Below are 26,134 nucleotides of genomic sequence, written 5' to 3'. Positions count from 1 at the left end.
TTAATTCATAGATGGAATCAGCTGTCTGCCCCAGCTTGGTGCAGTAGAAGACGTGCTTTTCATTTCAAGTCCCGTCAATGCCTTTTTAAACAACTTTTCAGCACTTTCTTTATTACCGGACATTTCCGCCAATTTAGCCTTAAGAATAGCTAATCTCGGATTTTCTGGTGCCACTGCTTCAGCTTTGGCAATCATCTGCGAAGCAATATCCATGTTGGTTTTAACATCTTTTGCTCCCTTAATCTGAGCTTTCTGAAGTGCAATTAGTCCAAACAAAATATCACTCTCGGCGTTATTGATCTTAGAATCAGAAAGGCCTCCTTTTGCATATTTCCCGGCAAGGGCGCTCACGTTGGAAACGTCTGCAGAAGGGGTTTTCTTAAGCTGTAATTCTGCTTTCAGATACGCAGAAAGCGCAGCATAATAATACGCATCCCATTTTTCTGACGGCTTCGATGAGGTGAACGTTGAAAATTTTTGGAAAATAGTTTCGTAGTCGCTTTCTGTTTTAGCAGTGTTTACCTGTGCAACAGTCTGTTTGAAGTCTTTTTCACTGTAAGTTTGTGCCTGTAAGCAAAAGCCTACTACACAAAAACAAATAAATAGAGTTTTTTTCATGTAGGGGAATTTTATTATTACAAATATATAAAATTATTAATTTGTAAGTAAAGTTTTTAATATTATTTAATAAATTGATATTTACTGTCTTAATATTGCATTTTTCTCAATTTCGGGTTTGTTGCTCCAACAATTAACGCAACCAGTACTGTCATGGTTCCTCCGACAATTACAGAGCGTACAACGCCCAATAATTTGGCCATAAGTCCGCTTTCAAACTGTCCCATTTCATTACTTGACATAATGAATATCGAATTGACGCTCAAGACTCTGCCTCTGATATTATCCGGAGTCTTCAGCTGTACAATAGTGCCCCTGATTACTACGGAAATGCCATCCAGCATTCCGCTCATCATTAAAAACAGGAACGAAAGCCAGTATAATCGCGACAATCCAAAGCCAATAATACAAAGTCCGAATCCTGTAACCACCGCGAGCAGGATTTTACCCTGATTCTTTCTCAGCGGTACGATCGACAGAACGGTAATGATGCACATAGACCCAATGTCTGAAGCTGCATTCAATAGTCCGAAACCTTCCGCACCCACTTTTAGAATATCGGTAGCATATACCGGAATCATTGCCACGGCACCCCCGAAAAGAACAGCAAACATGTCAAGACAAAGAGCGCCGAGAATTTCTTTTGTTTTTAATATATAAGAAATTCCCTCGTGCATACTTTCTATAACGTTAATATTCTCTTTTTTGTATTCGGAATGTTGTTTATTTAACTGAAAAAAAAATAAAGATGCCAGAAAAATCAGTGAAATAATTACAATTAGTGTCCATTTTACCCCAAAATAACCGATGAGAAATCCGCCCGCCGCATGCCCGCAGACAGAGGAAATAAGGAATGTGGCCTGGTTTAAAGTAACGGCATTGGGAAGGTTGTCTTTTTTTACAATTTTTGGAATCATTGACGGAACAATCGGGCCTATGAAGGCTCTTGCAATACCTGTGAAAAATATTACTCCATAGATAAAATACGTGATCTGATGCCCCGTAAAATGCATTTCTACATTGAAGAAAGCGGGAATCAGCAGTAATCCGATCAGGAAAATATAAGCATAATTGCAGATCAGTAATAATCTTTTCTTCTCATTCATATCGATCACATGGCCGGCGTACAATGCGCAGCTCACGGCAGGAATAACTTCCGAGAGGCCAATAAGACCGATTGAAAAGGGATCTTTTGTCAGCTGGTAAACCCACCATCCAAGCAAAGTGGCAAGCATTCTGAAAGCTAAAACAATAAAAAATCTTCCCGTAAGAAGATGCCTGAACTCAACATTTTGCAATGTCTGTAACGGGGTAAACGAAATCATCTCACAAAAATAGCCTCAAATATTGATTTAAGGCTATGGATATGATATTTTTTTAAATGAAAAATTAGATGACGTTTAAAAGATAAAATCTATTTTAGTTGTCAGCGCGGGAGGCACTTATTACCAATGCTGCAACTCCTGCAGCTCCAATAATAGAAGCTCCTATAACGGTTTTAGCCTTTCTGCTGTCTCTCACGGCAGCTACATTGGTTTTTGGTATTGTTACAACTGTACTGTCTTTTTTACCGGCTGTGCCTATGATATTATCTCCTTCCACATTGCGGAATAATATTTTTTGATTTTCAGAACCATCTCTCATCATCACAGTATACATTCTGCCTGCTTCCAGATTGGAATAATCATTTTTAGCAGTATCCATACTATATTTTGTGGTTGCACAAGATGAAATTACAAATAACGACGTCAATAAAGATGATTTTAAAAGTACAGATGCTTTCATATTATTTTTTAGTTTTCCAAATTTATAATTTTTTTCGAATATATATTTCCGGAATTGAAAAAATGTGCTTAAAGTTTGTAAATTTTCAATGAATCTGCAATTTTTCTGTCATTGGCAAGCCTCGGTATTTTATTTTGTCCGCCCAGTTTTCCCTGTGATTTTGCATATTCCTGAAAGGCATTTTTCTTTAACCGTGTTATATGAAGTTTCTGTAGAATATTTCCCGAAATAAGATCATCGTAATAGGTATTGCGCTTTCTCAGCTGATCGTCCAGTTCATTGAGGAATAGCGGCAGGTTGTCAGGTTCTTTTTCAAACTCTACGAACCATTCGTGATAAGGAAGACCTTCTTCAGGATTCACTTGTGGAGCCAGATGGAATTCGGTAATCTGCGCAGGATGTTTTTCTACGGCAGCCTTCAGGGCTTCTTCCACTTCAAAGGCTATAACATGCTCACCAAAGGCGGAAGTGTAGTGTTTGGTTCTTCCGCTTACCAGGATTCTGTGAGGATTTTTATCGATAAATCTCACCACGTCACCAATCGAATAAGCCCACAAGCCAGAATTTGTGGTTAAAATTAAAGCGTAATCTTTATTAAGTTCAATATCCTTTAAAGTTAATCTTTTCGCATCCGGTTTTCCGTATTCTTCAAGAGGGACAAATTCGTAGAATATCCCGTGGTTCGTCAACAATAACAGGCCTTCTTTTGTATAATCATCCTGAAATGCAAAAAAGCCTTCCGATGCAGGAAAAGTCTGTACAATATCCACCTTTCCACCCATGAGTTCTTCCATTTTGTCGCGATAAGGTTCATAATTGACGCCTCCTGTTACAATAAGCTGAAGATTAGGAAATATCTGAGTAATTTTTTTACCCTGCTTTTCAACGAGCTTTTCAAAATACATAATCAGCCATGGCGGGATTCCGGAAATAAGGGTCATGTTTTCTTTTTCTGTTTCTTCTACGATTTTATCCACCTTAGCTTCCCAATCCCCCATAATATTGGTCTCCCAGCTTGGAAGCCTGTTTTTTTGTAGATATTTTGGAATGTGGTGGGCTACAATGCCCGAAAGGCGGCCGGTATTGATCCCGAAAACCTCTTCAAGCTCCGGGCTTCCCTGAAGAAAGATCATTTTGCCGTTTACAAAATCGGCATTATTTTTTTTTGCGATATAATGAAAGAGTGCGCTTTGTGCACCTTTTACCTGAAAAGGCATCCCTTCCTTTGAAATGGGGATGTATTTTGATCCTGAGGTTGTTCCTGATGTTTTTGCAAAATATTCAGGAATATCGGTCCAGAGAATATTGGCCTGACCTTTTTTGACCCTTTCAATATAAGGTTTAAGATCTTCGTAGTCTGAGATTTTCACCTTATTCTGAAAATCTTTTACAGATTTAATATTTTCAAAATCATGTTCTCTTCCGAAAAGTGTTTTTTTAGCGGTATCCACAAGAGAAAGCAACAGTTTCTCCTGATTGTTTTCAGCATTTTTTTTGAATTGTTCGGCGTTGCGGACATATTTTTTTGCCCAGAGCAATGCTATTTTTTTCTTGAGAAAGTGTAACATTCTTCAAATTTATAAATAACTGAAGAATCTTAGAAACTTTATTGGCAATATCCAACAAAAAAAACCGATGAATGAGTGGTCATCGGTTCTCGAAATTTGATTATGAAAATAACAACTATTGTTGAGTATTACTTGTTTTCGTATAACTTTTATCCTGAATACTGTCTTTTTCAGTTTCGTTTTACCTCAGGAATAATAGTCATAACGGATAATAATTTTTCGTGTCTTTTTATTGTTTGTTGAATCAAAGGTAAACAAATTTCGGGCAGAGAAATCGTATTTCTGAAACTTAACTAAAGTTTATCACAGCTTAAAAAAAGATTAAACATTCACATAAAAAACCTCTGTAAAACAAAACCTGCTTTCCTTATAAAGAAAAGCAGGTCCTAACATAATGTATATGAAAAGTTGGTTATCGCGTACAGTTTGCCCTCCACGATTTACCGTCCTTTAGATATAAAATTCTAAGTTCATTATTATCGATTCTGATATAAGATGTAGCAGTAGATCCTACCATTACCAAGGTATTGTCTCCCTGCTGATTAAATTCAACGCCATTAAGATCGGGAATTCCGTTTGAGAAGGCGAAATTGTACTTTGTTCCGCTTGCGATCTTTGTTACGAATACACTCCCGTCATTAGAGTTGATGTTGTTGTCTCCGTCTGTATAGCCTACACTACCTCTGTATGTTCCTGCAAAAAAATCGTTGTTGGCAGGGTCATCGTCGTCGCTGCACGATGTGATTGTCGTGACTACAAAAAATAGTAAAGCGAACATTCCTAAAATTCTGATTGCTTTTTTCATAATAATAATTTCTTTAATTTTTGGTAGTCTAAAATTTTCAAACAATGTGCCATTTAAAAAATGGAGGTTTTTTTTAACTTTTTATTTAACTTTTTAGTAAAAAATTAAGATTACCGGTAGCTTTTATGGTTTTTTATAAAAAAATGAAGTGGTTTTGGAATGAAAATTAGTAGTACCTTTGTAAGGAACAAACGGTTTCGGAAAACTCCCGAAATCGCTTTTGTCGTTTATACAGAATTATATGCAGTTAAAAACCATTAGTGAGAAGTTTCTTCCGGACTTGCTTCAAAAAGAATTCGGAAAAGATATTTTTTTTCAGCTGGAAAACCATCAACATATATCCGTAAAAGGAAGTGCGGGGTCGGCCGTTTCTATTTTTGTAGCGGAACTTTTTCTTACCCGCAAAAAGCATATTCTTTATATTATTGATGATAAAGAAGACGCACTGTATGCCAATACCGAAATGGAAGATCTTTTGGGGAAAGATAAGGTATTGTACTTTCCCGCAACTCATCTGGAGCCATATCAGGTGGAAAAAACCCAAAATGCCAATCTGGTTTTAAGAACGGAAGCCATTAATAAGCTCACCTCGGGAAAATCTCCGAAAGTGATCGTTGCTTACGCAGGCGCACTATCTGAAAAGGTTTTGAAAAAGGAAGATTTTAAGGCAATCTCCCACCACATTAAAGTGGGCGATCAGCTTGATTTTGATTTTGTAGATGAGCTCCTCAACCATTATAACTTTCAGCAGGCTGATTTTGTTTCTGAACCCGGAGAGTTTTCCGTAAGAGGAGGAATTGTGGATGTTTTTTCATTCTCCAACGAAAAGCCTTATCGTATTACTTTTTTTGGTAATGAGATCGAAAGCATAAAAACCTTCGATATCGAATCGCAGCTTTCTATAGATAAGGTGAATGATTTTCAGTTGGTTTCAAATATGAATTTCACCGTTACCGGAAGCCGGGTCTCTCTTCTTCAGCTCTTGCCGAAGGAAAGCCTGGTTGTTTCTAAAAACGGAATTATTGGCATGCAGAAACTGAAAACGTTTTATGAAAAGGCCCTGGAAAAATATGATACTTTAAACAAGGACATTTCCCACAGAACTCCACAGGAACTTTTCATTTCCGATCAGGAATTTTTGTTCGATTATAAAAAGTTTAAGACCATAGACTTCGGAAGTGTTCCCATTGAAGGTCTTATTGAGCTTCAGGAAGTCAAAACAGACCAGATTCCCCAGCCATCTTTTCATAAAAACTTTGAACTGCTGATCGAAGACCTGGAGGAAAAACAGAACAATGGTTTTGATACCTGGATCTCTTTTTCGGGAGAAAAGCAAAAAGAAAGACTGGAATCTATATTTGAAGAACTTGAACATGAACTTCCTTTTAAGAGTTTTAAATCTGAACTTCACGAAGGGTTTGTAGACCATGACCATAAATTACTTGTTTATACAGACCACCAGATTTTTGACCGCTATCAGCGCTACAAGACAAAAAATACATTTGCCAAATCCGAACAGCTTACGCTGAAAGATCTGATGTCTCTAAAAATCGGGGATTACATCGCCCATATCGATCATGGTATCGGGAAATTCATGGGACTGGTGAAGGTAAATAACGACGGTAAAATTCAGGAATGTTTTAAACTTACCTATAAAAACGGAGATCTACTGTATGTAAGCATTCACTCACTTCATAAAATTTCAAAATACAACGGCCCGGAAGGTCGGGAAGTAGTTTTAAGCAAACTAGGATCACCAACATGGAAGTCTTTAAAACAGAAAACAAAAGCAAAAGTAAAACAGATTGCCTTTGACCTTATAAAACTGTATGCTCAAAGAAAAACGGCAAAAGGTTTTGCGTACAGTCCGGATTCTTATTTACAAAACGAGCTGGAAGCAAGCTTCCTGTATGAAGATACACCGGATCAGGAGAAAGCAACTATTGATGTAAAAAAAGATATGGAAGCCGATACGGTGATGGACAGGCTGGTTTGCGGAGATGTTGGTTTCGGGAAGACCGAAGTGGCGATCAGGGCTGCTTTTAAAGCGGCAACCGACGGCAAGCAGGTGGCCGTGCTTGTTCCTACTACAATTCTGGCTTTTCAGCATTACAGAAGTTTTAAAGAAAGGCTTAAAGATTTTCCGGTAAATGTTTCATACATCAACCGTTTCCGAACAGCCAAGCAAAAATCTGAAACGATGGAAGCCTTAAAAAATGGTAAAGTTGATATCGTTATCGGAACCCATCAGCTGGCGGGAAGCTCAGTTAAATTCAAAGATCTTGGCTTATTGATTATTGATGAAGAGCATAAATTCGGAGTTTCTGTAAAAGATAAATTAAAAACCATAAAAAGTAATGTTGATACGCTTACGCTTACTGCAACGCCGATTCCGAGAACGTTACAGTTTTCATTAATGGCTGCGAGAGATCTTTCGGTAATCAAAACGCCACCACCGAACAGACAGCCGGTAGATACACAGTTGGTGGGTTTTAATGAAGAAATAATCCGTGATGCCGTTTCGTACGAACTTCAGCGTGACGGTCAGGTGTATTTTATCAACAACAGGGTTGAGAATCTGAAAGATATTGCCGGGTTAATACAGCGTCTTGTGCCGGATGCGAGAGTCATCACCGGACATGGACAGATGGAAGGGAAGCAGCTGGAGAAAAATGTCCTTGATTTTATGGAAGGAAAGTACGATGTATTGGTTTCTACTACTATCGTTGAAAGTGGTGTGGATGTTCCTAATGCCAATACCATCTTCATTAATGATGCACAGCGCTTCGGAATGGCAGATCTTCACCAGATGAGAGGAAGGGTAGGGCGCAGCAACAGGAAAGCGTTCTGTTACCTGATTACACCGCCTTATGATATGATGACTTCCGATGCGAGAAAGCGACTGGAAGCTATTGAGCAGTTTTCTGATCTGGGAAGCGGTTTCCAGATTGCCATGAAAGACCTTGAAATTCGTGGTGCCGGAGATTTGCTGGGAGCAGAACAGAGCGGTTTTATTAATGAAATGGGTTTTGAGACCTATCAGAAACTGATGCAGGAAGCGCTGGAAGAACTGAAAGATGACCAGGAGTTTGAAAATTTATTTGAAAATGAGGAAGAAAGAAACAAGCTTTTTAAAACAACAAAAGATATCAATATCGATACGGATCTTGAACTGATGCTGCCGGATTCGTATATCTCGAATACGGAGGAAAGATTACTGCTCTACCAGAAGCTTGCTGAAATTGATAATGAGAAAGACCTTGCGAAGTTTGAATCTGAACTGGAAGACCGTTTCGGAAGCCTGCCGGAGGAAGCTGTGAATTTATTGAAAAGCGTAAGCTTAAAATGGCTCGCCTCAGAAATCGGTTTTGAAAAAATTGTTATGAAAAATGGAGTTTTTCTGGGATATTTCCCGGGCAATCCTCAGGATAAGTTTTATCAGACAGATAAGTTCAGGCATATTATTACTTATCTTACCCAAAATCCGGCGCAGGCACAGCTTAAAGAAAAAACCGGGAAAGAGGGCAATCAGCTGATGATGCGGAAAGATAAGGTAGGCAATGTAGATGAGGTAAATTCTCTTCTGAAGTCGATGCTGAAAACAGACTGATTAAATATGTTAAATTCAAAAAAATAAGTTAATACAGAAATCTAGAGACCCAGTGTCTTTAGATTTTTTGTTATTGTAGCAAATTTAGATTTTCTCATCAAAGAAAATAAATTATATTTGAGACCTGAAAAATTAATAACGTATGATAAAGAAGTACTTCATTTCATCTCTTGCCGTTCTGGCGTTGAGTTTCTCTGTTTCCTGCGACAATACCACAGAAGATCCGCCAAATCAGAATAACAACAACAGCTCTGCCGGCCAGACCATTACAGGACCAAGGATTCTGAGCAAGATTACCAGCGGAACTACGGATCAGGAAGAATATATTACCAATATGGGTGTTCTTTCCCAGGCGTTCATCAGAGATGCAGGAAGCAACAATACCATCACTGCCACTGTTACGTATTCCGGTGACAAGATTTCTAAAATAAGATATCTGGATAATGTTAATCCGCATGTTATAGATAATCTTTACAATCTCACCTATACAGCGGGAAAATTATCTGCCATAACCATGGATCAAACGGTGTTATCTACAACTAACCATAGTGATTTTACCGTTTTTTATGATGCCAACGGCCAGCTTTACAGAATTGTGGAAAAGAAAAAAATGGGAGGAAGTACCAGCTATACTCATTACGTTGAAAATAAATTCACCTTTGCAGCAGGCAATGTGGCAAAGCTCGATTATACGACGATGCTCATGAACGGAGATAATCCTGATCCTTCAACATCTACTACCATGTCCTATGCATATGATAATTATGATTCTAAAATAAATCCTTATACAACCTTACCGAAAGAATATTTCATGGTGACAGGTACTTTATTCCCGATCAATTTTAATGCACTGTCTTCTAATAATACCGGGAAAATTACTTTAATCAGCCCCGGAGCCCCGCAAATAGGCGTTCCGAAAACTTACCTGTATGATTCTCAGAATTATCCTGTATCGGATCCCGGACAGATCGTGAAATATATATATAAACCCTTGTAAGTATATTTTATCTTTATTGGTTTTATTTCAAAAGGAATAAAAACATGATTTTTATTCAAAAAAAAACTATATTTGTGGAAAAATAAATAATCCCACCTTGGAATGAAAAGACTTTTTTATTTTGTTTTGCTTTTAGTAGGTATTTCTGCAGTTCATTCTTGTAAAGATTTGGCAGATGAAGACGGAAATCCGCTGCTTGATATCAACAACAATACCGGACTTATCGGTGCACGTGCATTGTACAGAGAAATTACAGATGCAGATACACTGGCTACCTATTATTACAACGGCCTTCAGGTATCTAAAGTGATTACAAGGAAAGCCTCAGTGACAGATGTACAGTATAGTGGTGATAAAATCAGCAGAGTAACCTTTAAAGGGTTTCTGGATTCTGACAATAACGGAACTCTGGATACAGACAGTACTTCGTACGAACAGCAGTTTACGTATGGTAATACAGGAAGATTGGATATTATTTCCGAAACCCGTTCTGTATATCAGAGAACGCCTCCTGTGCCGCCTTCCACAACGCCGGGACCATGGGTAATCCTTAGAAAATCAAAAACACTCTATAATCTTACCTACAGTTCTACCACATCAAAACTGGCTAAAATTGTTATGCAGACAGGTAACGAGGTAATAGGAAGCCCTTTTGCGTACAGCAATTATTCGGAAACTACGTACGAATATTCGGGAGATAATGTAACAAAAGTAATCAGAAATTACGGACCAATTGCAGGTGGAGTATTCGGTACTGCAACATCCAAATACGGTTATGAGTTCGCCGATTATGATGCGCAGATTAATCCGTTTACTTTGCTGCCAATGGCCTATAAAATTTCCAGATTGTTATCAACAGAAGCAAATGACCTGGATAGCTGGATCCTGTCGCCAAACAGTCCTAAAAGAAAATCTGTTGCTGATCTGACGCAGCCGATACCGACGCCAGTCGTTGTTTCTACAAACTACAATTATGATGCGCAGACTTATATGAGAAAAGGATATGGCGTAAACTACATTTACAAACCATTATAAGATTAATCTTTTAAAATATTACTAAACTCAATCTTTTACAGGTTGAGTTTTTTGTTTTAATACCTTAATTTTGCAAAAAATTTCTCAATGAAATATTTGATAGTAGGTCTTGGAAATAAAGGCTCAGAATACGAAAATACACGTCACAATATAGGTTTTAAAGTAGCAGATAAAATCGCGGAAACGCTGGAAGTTCCTTTCAACAGTACCAACTTCGGATGGATGGCAGACGGGAAATATAAGGGAAGAAGAGTATTGGTGTTGAAACCGGATACCTATATGAACCTCTCCGGGAATGCCGTAAAATACTGGATGCAGAAAGAAAATATTCCGCTGGAAAATGTACTGATCATTACGGATGATCTTGTACTTCCTTTCGGGACATTAAGAATGAAGGGAAAAGGATCTGACGCCGGGCATAATGGTCTGAAAAATATCAACGAAGTTCTCCAAACTCAAAATTATGCGCGGTTAAGGTTCGGGATTTCAGCAGACTTTTCCGAAGGGAGGCAGGTAGATTATGTTCTCGGAACATGGAATGAAGAAGAAAATGCAGCCCTTCCGGAAAGAATAGAAAAGTTCTCGAAAGCGAGCCTGTCATTCGTATTTGCCGGAATTAATAATACGATGTCTGCTTTTAACGGGAAATAATCAGGGTTATCGTTTATAGACGGTAAGGTCCCGGACTATTTTTTTCTCCAGGAAATTCTTTTCATTGGGTGTAAAACGGTAATTGTGTTCCTGTTCAAAAAATTCTAAAGGGGTAGTTGCAGTGTCATCAGGCTTCCATCTGATGATCATCATTACAGTGTTTCCGGAATTTATATCCCTGTCAGAAAATGCAAATGCAGTACTCGGAAGAGGATTACTGGTATCTTCCCTGAATTCGGATTTGGCTTGTTTAGGCTGCATCTGGGACATGTCTTTCAGAAGGAGTGAGAAAGGCTTCCCAATGTATTTTTCTTTATTGATTTCAAATCTTTTTGCATAAGCCAGCGTGTCTGTTACGGTTTTTTTACCGGAAACTTCCTGAGACTTGATAAAACCGTTCAGAAAAAAAAGAAATACGAAAAGGAGTAGTTTTAGTGGTGCAGCCATATTAATCTCAGAATTTTTACCATTCAAAAGTAAGAATTTTAAGGTAAAATACATTTAGAGAGACGCTTTTATAATTATAAAATTGAAAAATGTCTGTCAATAAAAAAGACCATCAGAATTGATGGTCCTATGATGTACTTTAAAATTAATTCCAATCTATCCAACGATAATATATGGTACTGATTTTTCCAGTCTGTCGGCCAGAGAGATAGGAGATTGCTTACAGCCAGCTTACAGCCCCTGTTTCTACGTCGTAATTGGCTCCTACAATTTTTATCTTGCCTTCTTCCTCAAGTTTTCTGAGTGTCGAGCTTTGTTTGCGGATATCTTCAATAGCACTTTTTACATTCTGATGATTGAGTCTTTCCAAAAGTGAACTGTTTTTTGAAGAGCGCTCTTCTCCTTCTTCAATGACCTGTTTAATGATCGGGTCAAAATGGTTGATAAGGTGGTTCAGGTTATCCATTCCCAGTCCTTCGATCTGTGCGGCATCCAGCCCGCCTTTCAGTGCTCCGCATTTGGTGTGTCCCAAAACTACTACCAGCTTGGACCCTGCCACATTACATCCGAACTCCATAGAGCCCAGAATATCCTGATTCACAAAATTTCCGGCAATTCTGATGCTGAAAATATCTCCAAGACCCTGATCGAAAATAAGCTCTGCTGAAGTACGGCTGTCTATGCAGCTCAGAACCACGGCAAACGGCCACTGCCCTTCACGGGTAGCATTTACCTGCTCCAGAAGGTCTCTGTTGGCTTTAAGGTTATTTACAAATCTCTGGTTTCCTTCCTTCAAAAAGTCTAATGCTCTTTCAGGGGTTATGGTAGACTGAGTTTCGTGAGTGTGTGCTTTCATATAATCTATTTATATTTTTTAAAGTTAAAAAAATTATTAAACAATGAACTTACATTGCTCTTTTGTGAGTAACTACAATATGAGAATCTTCATCTCTTTCGTAGTCTTTGTATGAGGTTTTGAACCCTAAGAGTTCTACATTAATGTCTTCTTCTTTAGCCCTTATATTGGCAAAATCCTGAATCATCTCCAAAACATCGGTGGCAATATAAGAGGTTCCTCTGGCGTCAATGGTAACGGTAGAGTTCGGCTTTATATTTTTTAGTGTTTTTTTAATGGCAGCTTTATTCAGGAATGAAACTTCCTCAGCGAGTTTGATTGTTATTTCATCTGCATCATTAAGCTTTTCCCTGCTCAGGTAGTAGGCTCTTTTCATGTTTCCCTGCAGGATATAGAAAACAGAGATCGCAAGTCCTATCCCCACGCCTTTCAGCAAATCTGTAGCAACAACAGCAATTACAGTTGCCACAAATGGGATGAACTGGAATTTTCCCAGTTGCCAGAAATGTTTAAAAGTAGCCGGTTTTGCCAGCTTATATCCAACCAGAATCAATACTGCAGCCAGCGTAGAGAGAGGAATAAGATTTAAAATAACCGGAATTGATAAAACACAAATTAACAGGAGAATACCGTGGATAATTGTTGAGGTTTTCGATGTTGCTCCTGCATTGGCATTCGCAGAGCTTCGAACTACCACGGAAGTCATTGGAAGTCCGCCAATTAATGAGCTTACCAGGTTTCCTATTCCCTGTGCTTTTAATTCAAGATTCGTATCTGTTATTCTTCGCTGTACATCCAGTCTGTCTGAAGCTTCAATACAAAGCAGTGTTTCAATAGATGCTACAATAGCGATTGTTGCTCCCGCGATCCACACCTTCGGATTCATAAATCCGTTAAAATCAGGAGTCGTGATAAGGTTCTTAAAATCGTCCAGTGACTGTGGTACGGGAAGAGAAACCAGATGCTGGGTCTGTATCGCCAGCGAGCTGCCAGTCATTTTAAATATTTCATTCAGAATGATACCTGCTACTACGGCGACCAAGGCGCCTGGAAGCATTTTTATTCTTTTTAAAACGTGAACTTTGTCCCAAATGATTAATATGGATATTGAAACTATGGTCACGATAATTGCTCCCGGATGAATGGCTCCGAATAATTCAGAAAAATATCCGAAATTCAGCCCGTTATCAAAGATCGACTGGTGTCCTTCATAATCTTTATCAAATCCCAGGGCGTGTGGAATCTGTTTTAAAATAATAATGATCCCGATGGCGGCAAGCATTCCTTCAATAACATTATTGGGAAAGTAATTGGAAATGCTTCCTGCCCGTATGAATCCTAAAACCAACTGGATAACTCCGGCAATAAGACCGGCACAAAGGAAAATATTGAATGCGCCGAGATCTGTTATTGCTGTCAGTACGATAGCGGTTAATCCGGCTGCCGGGCCTGATACGGAAATATTCGAATTGCTGATAGCCCCAATTACGAGACCTCCCACAATTCCCGCAATAACTCCGGATAATGGCGGTGCGCCTGAAGCAAGCGCAATTCCTAAACAAAGGGGAAGTGCTACTAAAAATACAACGAGTCCTGAAGGGAAATTCTCCTTTATTCCTCCTATTAATGATGTTTTTTTCATGATGTCAAACTGCTGTGAATAGAACTGATCATTCTGCTTTTAATAAATCAGTTACAAAAGATTGGAAATTAAATTTTACAATAGTACATGAGTGTCCTATACCAAATATGATATGAACAGGATCAAAAAAATCTAATGATAAAAATTAAGCTTCCGGAGGCGGGGAAAATATGGAAAGTAAAGGCGACAGATGAAAGGAATCATCTACCGGCACAAAAGATTTTTCTTCCAGGGAAGTTTCGAAAAACTTAAGAAAATCGAATACATCCAGTGTTTTTGGAAGTGTCTTTTCATAAACAATAAAAGATGACGGGTGCGAGTGCGGTTCTTCTTCGTTGATTACAACATTTGTTCTCGTAAGATCCCAGCCCAATACCGAAGCAATACCCGGTAAAGCCGTGAAGTTTATAAAAAACAGTAATGTAATAATACTCCAGAGTTTCATTTCACTTTTTTTAAGAAAAACTATTTGGTCTTTCTGCTCATTACCCAGTTAGAACCCGTAAGGTTGTAGATTTTCTGGATGTCTTTAAGAATTTTTTCAAAATCAATTTCCAGATCTATAATCTTACCTGTTCTGAGGTCAAATACCCAGCCGTGAACAACAGGAAGTTCCTCCAGGATGTATCTTTCCTGTACACAGGCCATCTTGATGACGTTAATACACTGCTCCTGAACATTAAGCTCAACCAGCCTGTCATAACGTAAGCTTTCATCTTCAATAGAATCCAGCTCACTCTGATGAAGTCTGTACACATCACGGATATTTCTAAGCCATGGATTCAGCAGTCCGAGATCTTCAGGCGTCATGGCAGCTTTTACACCGCCACAGTTATAATGGCCGCAGACAATAATATGTTTCACTTTCAGATGTTCTACTGCATATTGAATAACGGCTGTAGAACTCATATCAAGTGTATTAACAATATTGGCAATATTTCTGTGGACAAAAACTTCGCCGGGTTTTGCTCCCATTAACTCTTCCGCTGTTGCCCTGCTGTCTGAACAGCCAATGTACAGATAATCTGGGTTCTGCGTCTTGGCAAGATCGTGAAAGAATTCCGGATTGTCTGCTAATTTAGACTCTACCCATCTTTTATTGTTTTCAAAAATAATCTTGTACGATTGTGACATAATTTGCTTTATTATAATTATTTATTTCGTGTAAATTATTTTTAAAATCAATAGACCAAATCAATAATATTGCAAAAATAGAATATTTGTTGAAAAAGCAGATACTTTTAACAAAGTTTAATATTAAAATATGCTTAAAATCATCTGCAGTAACGAAAAAAATTAATTAAATATAATTTTGGTGAAAAAATAATGAATAAAATTACAAAGGATAAATATAATATTGAAATGAAATTAAAATTTTCTCAATTTTAAAGTAAAAAGTTTACAAAATAAGCTGCCGCTTCTTATTGCTAAGAACACGAAATCAAGGTATATACATACTGATATTGATTAATTAATTCGGCAATGTTTTGTAATCTATGCTCTCCATTTCCAGATTCAGATATTTTTTTTCTTCACTTTTATAATGTGCCGGTGGTTCAAGACCCATGTATTTCATAATCAGAGGATAGATGTACGTGGTCTGGGTCTGCAGGGGCTCCCGGCCTGTAACTTTGTAGGAAGATGGGACTTTATCACCAAACCAGACAAAAAAAGGCACCTGAGTAGATTCTTTAGAATCTACATGAAGCAGCTTATCTCCCTGGACCTTCAGCCCATGATCGGAAACATAAATAACAACAGAATTTGTATTTTTTAAAATGGCGAAAATGCCTCCGAGAACATAATCTGTATACTTAACGGAGCTGTCATAGCAATCCATCCCTGCGGAATTCCAGTTGGAAGGCAGCCTGTTGCAGGGATTCGGATGACTGCCCATGATATGCAGTACTATAAATTTTTCTTCAGTGCCGAGAATAGCGTTCTTAAGCTCAGGAATGATCACCTCATCGTATCCGTTAATCCAGTTCTTATTTTTCGACAAAGAGGCCAGAGCCGTTATTCCTCTTGCGCTGGCCTGTGTACTGAGCCAGAAAGAATTGTATCCGATCTGGTTAGCGAGATTAATAACATTGTAAGAAAGCTTGTCGTAGCGGTATTTGTACTCTTCCGGATGAATGCTTGACAGCATCAGCGGAACACTCAGGTTCGTGATTCCTGCCGGGGAGACTGCATTATCGAAGATCATCATATTTTCGGCCTGCTGATCTGCATAAGGCGTAGTTTTTTTTCCATAGCCGTATAATGACATGTTTTGTTTTCTTTCAGATTCTCCGATGATCAGAATAACATTTTCTATTCCGGGCTGTATTTTTTTGATGCTAAAAACAGGAACATTTTTTTTAATGGTATTGATGTCATCCTGAATTTTCATCGCCGTAGTGAAGTCGGACAGATGGTAATATACATTTTTAATCATTTTTCCGCCACCTTTATTGCTTATATACCGATGTTTAAGGTAATAAGTATACGGCATAACAACCCACAGAACTGCTATAAGAATGTATTTGATATTGAATGTTACGATATTGTTTTTCAGATAATTGACAGAATACAGCATCATTCCGAAAAAAATTAAGAAAAGGACGGTGGGCAGAATAAACATATAAGACATACTGTATGCCTCATTTATATTCGTTTCCAGAATACTGATCGCCATTCCTACATTAAAGCCGGAATGGTACACGAAAAAGCATGATACCGAGATCAGAAAGTTTACACTGAGTACTAAGCACAATATCACGGCGATTGCAGCAGTATACTTATTTTTGAAAAGAAGAGCGTTAAAAACAAGAAAAGAGCAGAACATGACTCCGTATTCCAGGATATTCCGGATGCTTTCAAACCATTCTTTACCAAAAAGCTTTTGAAAAATATAAGGAAAGGATAGCAAAAAACCTGTGAGGTATAATAAAATAATGAGTATAGGAATTGTTTTTTTTAGCATGATGTGTGTTTTTTAACGAAATAATTTTGTAAAAGGCTACACCTTCCGGTTGATATAACCTTCTGTAGCATTATCAGTCGGAATAATTTTGGCAGGATTCCCCAAAACAACAGAATTGGGCGGAACATCAAAATTTACGTAAGAATTAGGCACAATCAGGACATTATTCCCAATAGTAACCGCTCCTACGATAACCGCATTAGTACCGATCCATACTTCATCACCTATAACGGGAGAACCTTCATTTTTACCACGATTCTGCTGCCCGATGGTCACGCCCTGGGCAATATTGCAGTTTTTTCCAATGATCGTTCCCGGATTGATGACCAGGCTTCCCCAGTGGCCAAGATAAAAACCTTCTCCAATTTTTGTTTCAGGGTAAATCTGGAAGCCGTATTTGATCTGGTAATGCCGAAGAATTATTCTCCAAAATATATTAAGAATAGTTTTTTTCTGGTATTTTTGAGCCATTCTCAAAATGTAAACAAAGTGAAGATTGGGATTGATGCATTTCTTCCAGATCTCGAACTTGGAGAGCCATTTTCCGCTTTCCCGGTAAAAATCTTTCTGAATGATGGAATGATCTGCCATAATGCTTGTTTTTAAACTTCGTCAATGATTTTTTGAAGGTGCTCCACCGATTTTTCTAAAACAAACGGAAGCTCGGTCTGTGCGATTTCTTTTTTATATTCTTCAGTAAGATCTTTATCGGTGAGAAATTTTTTCATTCCCTCATAAATTCCTTCTTCAGAGTTGGGTGTGATATTTCCCAACCTGCCGTCCTGCAAGAGATCTCTTATTCCTGAAATGTCAGTTGCAGAAATAGGTTTTTGGAAGATAAGCGCTTCCGCAATCACCGTAGGAAAACCTTCATACCTCGAAGACATGACATAAAAATCTGCTCTTTTAAGGTAAGGATAAGGATTGCTGGTGAAACCTAACATTTTAGCCGTTTCCTGAAGACCGAATTTGTTGAGCTGATTCTGAATAGTATTAAAGTCGTAGCCGTCACCAATGATGAGCAGCTGATGTTTCAATCCTTCATCAATCAGTTTTTTATGAACATTCAGCAGCCGGTCATAGCCTTTTTGAGGAAATACCGTACCTATAGAGACAAACGTAGGAAGATTTTCGGTAAAAGGATAATCCTGAATCTCAGCATCTGATTTTCTCAGTGTATCTTCCCTGTCGATAGGATTAAATATTTTAATGATAGCTGCTTTTTCGTCATCGCTGTCTGCAAGTTCATACATTCCGTCTCGGATTTTATTGGAAATCACCAAAATCCTGTCAAACCTGAAAAATTCACGAATCACTTTGGTAGTATAGCCTTTTATGCTAAAAATATCATTATGAACCCAGATGATTTTTTTTGAATTCTTTTGCGGACTCGAGAGTATTTCTTTATACATGGCATGAATAGCCGCAATTTCCACATCGTATTTTTTATTTTGTAAAATAAAACGATAGAGCAGGAACGGGAACCAAAGGAACATTTTTTCATAAAGAACCCTGAAAGCTTTTATGGGAATATCTTTCGGCCTGTTGGTGGTGATCATTTCTCCTTTTATAAGATAACGCAAATTTATCCATGAAGGCACTTCTTTAAGGTACATCCCGGAATACAGATTCACCAGAAGATCAATTTCGTATTTATCCGGGGGAAGGTTTTTCAGAAAATTAACCAATACTTTCTCTGCGCCGCCGTGTCGCAGCGAGCCTATTCGAATGAGGATTTTTTTCTTTTTCAATTTGTTTTTTTTCGTTTGTGTATTTGCGAGAACTAAGTTATTTAATTTTTCTCGCTTTTTTGTATTTATGGGGAAGATTTTCTTTGATATAGGCATCAAGTTTTTTTCGGTCCTTTTCCAGCTCGCGGGGATATTCGGGATTGTTTTTTAAAACAATATCTCCGTAATCTTCTATTGTGCAGAGAAAGTGTGCCGGATTTCCGATAAATACGGTATTATCTGGCATAGATTGCGACAATACGGAATTGGCTCCCAGAATACAGTTGTTTCCGATCTGTACATCCTGCATGATGACACAGTTAAGACCGATGGTGCAGTTATTTCCTATTTTTATCCTTCCCATAATTCTGGCATCTTCATATCCGGGAAGCTTTCTCAGTAAGGTTGTTGTTCCGCCGTGATTCACAAACCTTACGCCGGCGGCAATATTGACGTTGTCTCCTATTTCGATAAGATAGGGTTCTGTTCCGAAGAATACTTTATCAGGCATATTGAAATTACTACCTACTTTCATGCCTCTGTATTTTGCAGCTTCAAGGCTGGCTCTGTTTAAAAGGGAATGATAGAGCGCATGCATTTTTATTAAAATTCTAAATAAAAAAATCATCACAAGTGTACATTTGTTTTGTTACTTTTGCAAAGAAAGAAAATTTATTAACATGATGAAAATTTCGAAAATAGAATATTATCTTCCTCAGTCTGTGCTGACTAATGAAGATCTTGAAAAATTGTTCCCCGAATGGAGTTCCGAAAGAATCCATGAAAAAGTAGGAATTTCGCAACGCCATATTTCTTCTGATAATGAAACGGTGCTGGATATGGCCGTAAAGTCTTCAGAAAAAATTTTTGAGAGCTACGACCGCAGTAAAGTAGATTTTATTTTATTCTGTACCCAAAGCCCGGATTACTTTCTGCCTACAACTGCATGTCTTTTGCAGGACCGCCTGAAACTGAGGAAAAATATCGGAGCTATTGATTTCAACCTGGGGTGCTCAGGATTTGTTTACGGGCTGGCTTTCGCTAAAGGCCTGATCGCGGCAGGAATCGCCAAAAGTATTCTTCTCGTTACCTCAGAAACCTATACCAAACATATTCACCCGGATGACAAAGGAAACCGGAGCATATTTGGGGATGCTTCTGCATCCGCTATTGTTGAAAAAGCAGAAAATTCCCGTGAGTACCAGTTCTGCCTTGGTACCGACGGAAGCGGAGCAGAAAATCTTATCGTGAAAAAAGGTGCCTTCAAAAAAGATTTTAAACTTAACCCCGAACACGAGTTCAGCCCCGAAAATATATACATGAATGGCCCGGAAATTTTTAATTTTACAATTGGAAATATCCCTGGCCTCGTGAGAGAGACGCTGGAAATCAATGAAATGCAAATGGATGATATTGATCATTTTGTATTCCATCAGGCGAATTCTTTTATGCTGAATTATCTGAGAAAGAAAACAAAAATTCCGGCAGATAAATTCTATATTGACATGGAGAAAACGGGAAATACCGTATCTGCAACCATTCCCATTGCTTTGAAGAATATGATGGATAAAGGAATGCTGAAAACGGGAGATAAAGTATTAATGGCCGGTTTTGGCGTGGGTTATTCCTGGGGCGCCACCATCATGGAAATGTAAAACACAAACTTTAAAATTATACCAAATGAAAACATCCGTTTTTTTAGAAAAGCTTCAGGAAGAACTTGAAGAAGATGAAATCCTGACCCCTGAAACCAACCTGAAATCTTTAGAAAGCTATGATTCAATAAGCCTGCTTGCCGTTATTGCATTTGTAGACGAACATTTCAGTAAGAAGATCGATACCAAGCATTTTAAGGATATAGAAACGGTTTCAGATCTTATGAATGTGATCGGGAAAGAAAATTTTGAAGAGTAATGGATTCTTTTTCCCTGCAAAATAAGGTTATTCTCATTACAGGAGCTTCTTCCGGGATTGGAAGAAGCTGTTGTGTAGAGTGTAGTAAAAGAGGTGCCGATCTCATTCTTGTAGGAAGAAACCGTGATGAACTGATGAAAACCGTATCCCTGCTAAATCCCGAAAGTAAAGTTGAAGTCATTGCAGAGGATATTACACAAAATGAAAATCTGGAAAGTATTATAGCAGACAAAGTTCTGGTATTAGGTAAAATATCAGGCTTTATACATTGTGCAGGAATCGAAAAAACACTGCCGTTAAAAAAGCATAGTCCCGCACTCTATCGCGATATATTTGCTGTAAATGTTATAGCCGGATTTGAAATTGCCAAAATTTTATCCTTAAAGAAATATAAAGATGAAACGTCCAGCTTTGTATTTATTTCTTCCGTTGCAGGAATGGTCGGAGAGCCCGGGAAAACGGCCTACTCTGCAAGTAAAGGAGCTGTCATTTCCGGAGCAAGAACTTTGGCGATGGAGCTCGCCAGAAGCAATGTCCGCGTAAACAGTATAAGCCCGGCGATGGTAAATACCCCTATTTTAGAGAAGATGTTTGAAGATATTGGCGAAGAGGCCTCATCTGAAATTATCAGGAAACACCCGTTGGGAATAGGAAATCCTGAAGATGTTGCCAATGCCTGTATCTTCCTGCTTTCCGATGCTTCAAGATGGGTAACCGGAACCAATCTGGTGATTGACGGAGGATACTCTGCACAATAATTATTTTTTGCAGGCTGCTATAATCATTTCTTCAATACGGTTAAATATTTTTTGATTATCAAACTGACTTTCAATATCTTTAAGATTTCCCCTGATGTGAGCAAGAAGTAAGTGATTGGTAAGAAAAGTCTTCATTGCCGAATACATTTCATCAACTTCATAGCTAATGAGGTAACCGGTTTTACGGTCTTCGATCATGAGTCCCACATCTCCTACATCGGTAGCAATGATGGGCTTTTGAAGAAGTAAAGCTTCTGCAATTACCAGAGGCCATGCTTCAGATTCTGAAGGAAGAATAAAGTAATCTGCTTTTCTGAGGTAAGGATAAGGATTCATCTGATTTCCTTTTAAAATAAAAGTATTTCCTACTTTGTATTTTTCGGATTGAGAAGCCAGATTCTTCATTTCATCGCCGTCACCAATAATGATAATGCTGTGGTAAAATCCTTCATCCATGAGTCTTTTATGAGCTTCAATAAGCTTATGGTAGCCTTTTCTTGAGTGAAGTCTTCCGATGGAAACGAAAACGGGTCCTTCCGGAAAGTAGTCAGGTTCTTTCTGTGCCTTTTTTTTGATTTCATCAACCGGAATAGGGTTGATAATGACACTTTCTTCCGGATAATGAAGGTCCGGATAATAATGGTGCATCATGTCTTTGATCTTATGGGAGCAGTACACCATATGATCAAACCGTGGGAAACTTTTTAAAATTGCGGGTACCAAAGGCTGGAATTTCGGGACATTGATTTCAGAATGAAACCATCCTATTTTTTTTGAATTTTTGTTGGTAGAATTAAGAATGGCATCATAATCTCTGTAATCCATAGCGATTTCCACATCGAAAACGTCATTGATGAGACGATCGGCGATGGCAGGATTGTTCTTAAATCTTTTCAGTTTTAATCTTCTTCCTGCGAGTTGGATTTTCTTCAGTAAAGGATTGCCGGAAAAATCTTCTTTTCCGTCGGTAAGGTATATTTTCCTTACATGCCGGGGGATTTCATCACGAAGTTCTCCCTGGTTGAGAGTAAGGCAAATGGTCATTTCAAATTTATCAGGACTAAGGTTGTTGAGTAAGCTCAGCAGTACTTTTTCTACACCTCCCATTTCCATGGACCGGTGCCTGAACAAAATTTTTATTTTTTTTTCTAACATTATCCAAAAATTGATTGTAAGGTAATCTGCATTTTTTTTCTGAGGCGAAAAGACATTTGATGCTGGTATTGAAGAAGATCAAATATCTCATTGGCATCGGTATAACGGTCAGGAATCTTTTCCCCGTTGATCTCCTTGAGGCCTCTTCGTTTCATGGTATTAAAAATTACCTGCGCAAAATATTCATAAGATCTTTTTTTGTTTTCATTCTGTGAAATACCTCCCGCATGTGTCCTGTACAGATAGTTGACTTCATTGATAAATCTTACTTTTCCTTTTTCATACATTTTAAGGTAGAGATCCTGATCTTCACCGATTTTAAATTCCGGGTTTATTTTTTCTGTTTTCTCATAAATATCTTTTCTAAATGCTACAAAATGAGCAATCTGTATGGGGAAGTTAAAAAAATAAGGATTTCCGTTAGGAACCTGCCTGGCAGACCTGAATGGCGCAATAGGAACAAGATTATGATCACATGTCATAAATCTGGAGTAGGTAAGGACGGTATTTTTTTTCGAGGTAAATACTTCCACGCATCTTTGGATAGCGGTGGGAGTTATGGCATCGTCAGGATCTACGAAACCGCAGATTTCTCCTTCGGCCAGTTCTATCAGCCGGCTTTTGGTAACGCCAACACCGGAATTTCTGTTGTTTTGAAAAAATTTAAATCTTTGATCACCTGCAATCAGTTCCCTAATTTTATTCTTTTCGGATTCAGCGGAAGCATCATCCAATACAATTGCTTCCCAGTCTGTATACGTCTGCTGCAGAATACTTTCGTAACAATCCCGGAAGAAGCGGGCATTGTTGTAATGCGCAATGAGGATGGAAAACTTCATGACTGTTCTTTTAGCATTAGATCCTGACGATTGACTACGGTTGTATTGGCGGGAATATCTTTGAAAATGACGCATCCGGCACCGATGATACAGTTGTCGCCGATCGTGACACCTTTCAATACGGTAACATTACTGCCAAGCCAGCAGTTGCTGCCAATTCTGATTGGAGCTTTGGTAAATTCCGAATGAGACAGTTGAAAATCCGGCTGGGTGCTGTAGGCATGGTTGTGGTCGTACAGCTTTACATTCTCTCCGAATAATGTATGATCACCGATAAAAATACTTTCCAGGCAGTTAATGGAACAGAAATTATTCATGAAAAAATGTTCTCCGATTTCTAACGTGGCATCCTTTTCAACAAGAATATGGACATAATTTCTGAAGCTGGCAGCATTTCCTATCGTTATTTTCTTCGCATGTTTATGCAGTACAAGTTCGTTACTGATGCCAAGCCTGATTTCTTTGAAAGAAACATTGGGGTGTCTTTTCAGAAGAGAAATCTGATTTCTTCGCTGGAGCTTTGCTAAAATTTCATAAAGCATAATAATTTTTTTTTCTCATTTGTATCTACAAATATAATTGGTTTTTATGTAATAATTAAGAATAAATCTTATTTTTGTGCCTTAAAATTAATACTTTATATCAAAAAATCTCCGGAGCCGGAGTATTGGATTGATAGAGTAAAGCATGTTGCGATTCTGTGAAAATTAGTCAGATTACATTTACCCGTTTTGTCGCTGCGATGGCGATTGTTATTTCCCATTTTAATAAAGATTTATTTTTATATAAGATCAGTTTTGTTTCGGATATTTTGCTCAGGGCTAACGTAGGGGTAAGCTATTTCTTTATTCTTTCCGGTTTTATCATGATTGTTGCATATCATAAAAAGGCTACCATAGGCTATCTGGATTTTTACCGAAACCGGGTCGCCAGAATCTATCCTCTATATGTGATGGGGCTGCTGCTTTATCTTGTAACACGATATTCTGATTTCACTTTCTACAACGCCTTTTTATATCTTTCCGGTGTTCAGAGCTGGATACCGGGAAAAGCCCTTATTCTTAATTTTCCCGGCTGGTCTATTTCCGTCGAGTTTCTGTTTTATCTTGTGTTTCCTTTGCTGTACAATTATCTATATTCAAGAGGAAACAAAAGCATCTGGATTATAGCGGTTCTGATCTGGATCGGGACCCAGGTTTTCTCCAATTTGTATATCAATTCGCTTTCCTATAAAGGACCGCATACAGACAGTCATGAATTCATTCATTATTTTCCGCTTTGGCACATTAATGAGTTTTTAATAGGAAACCTTGCAGGGCTATTTTTTGTAAAAAAGCATACAGAAAAAAACTATGATCTTGCCGTTATTTTACTTTTTGCGGGAATAATGCTGTCTTTGATTTTTATTCCGCTGAATTTCCATAATGGCTTAATGGCTGTTCTGTTTGTTCCGGTAATTTATTTTATTTCCTGTAATACGGGATTTCTGACCAAAATATTTTCACTAAAACCGCTGGAGTTTCTTGGAGAAATTAGTTATGCAATCTATATTATTCATATTCCTTTACTGTACATTCTGAGATCGGTCTTGTGGGATTACTTCCAGGTTTTCCACAGCAATACGGTATTTTGGATTTACATTTTGGTTCTGATGGCTATTTCAGCAATTTTTTACCACTTTATTGAAAAACCGATGCGGGATTACATCAAAAAAATCAGCTTTTCGAGACGATGAAATGTATACCGATACATTTAGTTTATATTTTAGTTAAGATAATTTCAGAAAAGGTCTTTCCTAAAGTTAATATTATATAGACCTGAACGAATGCTTCTGTAATCTGTAAAGAGATATTTTGTGATCATTGCCCATTTTTTTAATGTTGGTGCGAGAGCTATTTCGTAGCTTCTGTGCATTCTTCTGATGTGTAGTTTCATTTCCTGGGGAATAGTATTTTCATTCTGTGCCCAGTCATTTATTTCTTTCCACAGCAAAACCCTGGTTGTTGCAGGATTTATTTTTCTGCTGTCTACTTGCGTAATCCGGTTATTCTCATGAATACCCCTAATGGCAATGGCTCTATCTATTATCCCGGGATAAAGATCAGCATAAAAGGAAAGCCGGAACAAAAATTCCGTATCCTGATGCAGCCTTAATTCTTTTTTAAAAAATGATCCTACTTTTTGTAAAGCATCTTTTCTGATCGTAAGAGTATCAAGGTGCATAAGGCCGAAGCTGCCTTTCATGCCAAGCTGTCCGGCAAATACATCTTTAGGATGATGCTTGTCGTGTACAGTACTTAGCCGGTCTGCAAATAATTTAAAGTAATCGCTTCTTGCTTTTTCAGAATAATAACGGGTACCTAAAGCTCCGTAAACACCTTCTACTTTTGGATCTTTAAACAACTCTTTTTCGGCATCAAAACGATTGGAAAGATAGTAATCATCGGCATCGAGAAAGGCAATAAATTCGCCGTCTGCCATTGCTATTCCTAAGTTTCTTGTAGCTCCTGCGCCATGATTTCCTTTGTCGTAATGCTGATAAAGTTTTACCCTGCTGTATTTTTCTGTGAGCCGCCGGCAGACCTGAAGAGCGTTATCGGGAGAATTGTCTTCTACCAATATGACTTCATACACTTCTTCAAACTGAAGTGCTGATTCTACTGCCTGGGAAACATATTTTTCGGCATTGTAAACGGGGATTATAACTGAAATTTTCATCTGGGAGTGTGTTTTAAAATTTAAATATGATGATAAAAACC

26 protein-coding genes are annotated in these 26,134 nt (G+C 38.1%); 8 read left to right on the top strand and 18 right to left on the bottom strand.

Going from position 1 to position 26,134, the window contains the following annotated elements; translation table 11 throughout:
- The 5 genes from ACYT6F_RS04245 to ACYT6F_RS04225 form a co-directional block, all read right to left on the bottom strand.
- Nucleotides 1–618 carry a hypothetical protein gene (locus ACYT6F_RS04245; RefSeq protein WP_472600023.1) on the bottom strand — a complete coding sequence of 206 codons (618 nt, stop codon included), beginning with the start codon at nt 616–618 and terminating at the stop codon, nt 1–3.
- An 89-nt stretch (nt 619–707) separates the two neighbouring features.
- A complete protein-coding gene (locus ACYT6F_RS04240; RefSeq protein WP_472600022.1) occupies nt 708–1,943 on the bottom strand; it encodes an MFS transporter in 1,236 nt (411 codons plus the stop codon).
- A gap of 94 nt (nt 1,944–2,037) precedes the next feature.
- The gene (locus ACYT6F_RS04235) at nt 2,038–2,403 is read right to left on the bottom strand and encodes a hypothetical protein (RefSeq protein WP_472600021.1); all 366 of its coding nucleotides are present in this window, start codon (nt 2,401–2,403) and stop codon (nt 2,038–2,040) included.
- 68 nt (nt 2,404–2,471) lie between these two features.
- Nucleotides 2,472–3,971: a GH3 auxin-responsive promoter family protein gene (locus ACYT6F_RS04230; protein ID WP_472600020.1), complete on the bottom strand. Its 1,500-nt coding sequence runs from the start codon at nt 3,969–3,971 to the stop codon at nt 2,472–2,474.
- 412 nt (nt 3,972–4,383) lie between these two features.
- On the bottom strand, nt 4,384–4,776 hold the full coding sequence (locus ACYT6F_RS04225) for a hypothetical protein (RefSeq protein ID WP_472600019.1): 393 nt from the start codon (nt 4,774–4,776) through the stop codon (nt 4,384–4,386).
- A gap of 241 nt (nt 4,777–5,017) precedes the next feature.
- Between ACYT6F_RS04225 and mfd the strand changes: the two genes are divergently transcribed.
- The 4 genes from mfd to pth all read left to right on the top strand — a co-directional run bounded on the left by mfd (nt 5,018) and on the right by pth (nt 11,069).
- Nucleotides 5,018–8,386 (top strand): transcription-repair coupling factor, encoded by a 3,369-nt coding sequence (mfd, locus tag ACYT6F_RS04220; protein ID WP_472600018.1) that lies wholly within the window; start codon nt 5,018–5,020, stop codon nt 8,384–8,386.
- Between the two features lie 142 nt (nt 8,387–8,528).
- Nucleotides 8,529–9,383, top strand: a complete 855-nt coding sequence (locus ACYT6F_RS04215) for a hypothetical protein (protein WP_472600017.1) — start codon at nt 8,529–8,531, stop codon at nt 9,381–9,383.
- Between the two features lie 102 nt (nt 9,384–9,485).
- Complete coding sequence (locus ACYT6F_RS04210) at nt 9,486–10,418, top strand: hypothetical protein (protein ID WP_472600016.1); 933 nt, start codon at nt 9,486–9,488, stop codon at nt 10,416–10,418.
- An 87-nt stretch (nt 10,419–10,505) separates the two neighbouring features.
- Nucleotides 10,506–11,069, top strand: coding sequence for an aminoacyl-tRNA hydrolase (pth, locus tag ACYT6F_RS04205; RefSeq protein WP_472600015.1), 564 nt, complete (start codon nt 10,506–10,508; stop codon nt 11,067–11,069).
- Nucleotides 11,070–11,075: 6 nt separating this feature from the next.
- Here pth and ACYT6F_RS04200 read toward each other — a convergent pair whose 3' ends face one another.
- From ACYT6F_RS04200 to ACYT6F_RS04160, 9 genes are all read right to left on the bottom strand, one after another.
- The gene (locus tag ACYT6F_RS04200) at nt 11,076–11,516 is read right to left on the bottom strand and encodes a hypothetical protein (protein ID WP_472600014.1); all 441 of its coding nucleotides are present in this window, start codon (nt 11,514–11,516) and stop codon (nt 11,076–11,078) included.
- A gap of 220 nt (nt 11,517–11,736) precedes the next feature.
- Complete coding sequence (locus tag ACYT6F_RS04195; RefSeq protein WP_472600013.1) at nt 11,737–12,372, bottom strand: carbonic anhydrase family protein; 636 nt, start codon at nt 12,370–12,372, stop codon at nt 11,737–11,739.
- Nucleotides 12,373–12,421: 49 nt separating this feature from the next.
- Nucleotides 12,422–14,014, bottom strand: a complete 1,593-nt coding sequence (locus tag ACYT6F_RS04190) for a SulP family inorganic anion transporter (protein WP_472600012.1) — start codon at nt 14,012–14,014, stop codon at nt 12,422–12,424.
- A 145-nt stretch (nt 14,015–14,159) separates the two neighbouring features.
- Entirely contained in the window at nt 14,160–14,459 is a 300-nt protein-coding gene (locus ACYT6F_RS04185; RefSeq protein ID WP_472600011.1) for a hypothetical protein, read from the bottom strand.
- 20 nt (nt 14,460–14,479) lie between these two features.
- The gene (locus tag ACYT6F_RS04180) at nt 14,480–15,148 is read right to left on the bottom strand and encodes a carbonic anhydrase (protein ID WP_472600010.1); all 669 of its coding nucleotides are present in this window, start codon (nt 15,146–15,148) and stop codon (nt 14,480–14,482) included.
- Nucleotides 15,149–15,485: 337 nt separating this feature from the next.
- The gene (locus tag ACYT6F_RS04175) at nt 15,486–16,979 is read right to left on the bottom strand and encodes a phosphoethanolamine transferase (RefSeq protein WP_472600009.1); all 1,494 of its coding nucleotides are present in this window, start codon (nt 16,977–16,979) and stop codon (nt 15,486–15,488) included.
- Between the two features lie 36 nt (nt 16,980–17,015).
- A complete protein-coding gene (locus ACYT6F_RS04170) occupies nt 17,016–17,570 on the bottom strand; it encodes a serine O-acetyltransferase (RefSeq protein ID WP_472600008.1) in 555 nt (184 codons plus the stop codon).
- Between the two features lie 11 nt (nt 17,571–17,581).
- Nucleotides 17,582–18,730: a glycosyltransferase gene (locus tag ACYT6F_RS04165; RefSeq protein ID WP_472600007.1), complete on the bottom strand. Its 1,149-nt coding sequence runs from the start codon at nt 18,728–18,730 to the stop codon at nt 17,582–17,584.
- 37 nt (nt 18,731–18,767) lie between these two features.
- Nucleotides 18,768–19,337: an acyltransferase gene (locus ACYT6F_RS04160; RefSeq protein ID WP_472600006.1), complete on the bottom strand. Its 570-nt coding sequence runs from the start codon at nt 19,335–19,337 to the stop codon at nt 18,768–18,770.
- A 52-nt stretch (nt 19,338–19,389) separates the two neighbouring features.
- Between ACYT6F_RS04160 and ACYT6F_RS04155 the strand changes: the two genes are divergently transcribed.
- Genes ACYT6F_RS04155 through ACYT6F_RS04145 form a run of 3 tightly spaced genes read left to right on the top strand, consistent with a single transcriptional unit; the run spans nt 19,390 to nt 21,381 of the window.
- On the top strand, nt 19,390–20,364 hold the full coding sequence (locus ACYT6F_RS04155; protein ID WP_472600005.1) for a 3-oxoacyl-ACP synthase III family protein: 975 nt from the start codon (nt 19,390–19,392) through the stop codon (nt 20,362–20,364).
- 25 nt (nt 20,365–20,389) lie between these two features.
- A complete protein-coding gene (locus ACYT6F_RS04150; protein ID WP_169231401.1) occupies nt 20,390–20,623 on the top strand; it encodes a phosphopantetheine-binding protein in 234 nt (77 codons plus the stop codon).
- On the top strand, nt 20,623–21,381 hold the full coding sequence (locus ACYT6F_RS04145; RefSeq protein WP_472600004.1) for an SDR family NAD(P)-dependent oxidoreductase: 759 nt from the start codon (nt 20,623–20,625) through the stop codon (nt 21,379–21,381). The genes ACYT6F_RS04150 and ACYT6F_RS04145 overlap by 1 nt, the downstream gene beginning before the upstream one ends.
- On the opposite strand, the gene ACYT6F_RS04140 is transcribed toward ACYT6F_RS04145, so the two are convergent.
- From ACYT6F_RS04140 to ACYT6F_RS04130, 3 genes are read right to left on the bottom strand one after another with little or no spacing between them, the layout of a single operon-like run.
- Nucleotides 21,382–22,536, bottom strand: coding sequence for a glycosyltransferase (locus tag ACYT6F_RS04140; protein WP_472600003.1), 1,155 nt, complete (start codon nt 22,534–22,536; stop codon nt 21,382–21,384). It abuts the gene before it with no gap.
- Complete coding sequence (locus ACYT6F_RS04135) at nt 22,536–23,375, bottom strand: glycosyltransferase family 2 protein (RefSeq protein ID WP_472600002.1); 840 nt, start codon at nt 23,373–23,375, stop codon at nt 22,536–22,538. Before ACYT6F_RS04135 ends, ACYT6F_RS04140 begins: the two co-directional genes overlap by 1 nt.
- The gene (locus ACYT6F_RS04130) at nt 23,372–23,917 is read right to left on the bottom strand and encodes an acyltransferase (protein ID WP_472600001.1); all 546 of its coding nucleotides are present in this window, start codon (nt 23,915–23,917) and stop codon (nt 23,372–23,374) included. The genes ACYT6F_RS04135 and ACYT6F_RS04130 overlap by 4 nt, the downstream gene beginning before the upstream one ends.
- A gap of 158 nt (nt 23,918–24,075) precedes the next feature.
- Between ACYT6F_RS04130 and ACYT6F_RS04125 the strand changes: the two genes are divergently transcribed.
- On the top strand, nt 24,076–25,110 hold the full coding sequence (locus tag ACYT6F_RS04125) for an acyltransferase family protein (protein WP_472600000.1): 1,035 nt from the start codon (nt 24,076–24,078) through the stop codon (nt 25,108–25,110).
- Nucleotides 25,111–25,154: 44 nt separating this feature from the next.
- Here the strand turns inward: ACYT6F_RS04125 and ACYT6F_RS04120 are convergent, their stop codons facing one another.
- Complete coding sequence (locus ACYT6F_RS04120; protein WP_472599999.1) at nt 25,155–26,093, bottom strand: glycosyltransferase family 2 protein; 939 nt, start codon at nt 26,091–26,093, stop codon at nt 25,155–25,157.
- Between the last annotated feature and the right edge of the window lie 41 nt (nt 26,094–26,134).

It is taken from the genome of Chryseobacterium sp. NG-CE01 (genome assembly GCF_055695505.1).
Note: the sequence above shows the minus strand (reverse complement) of the source record. Positions and strands in the feature narration are given on the sequence as shown.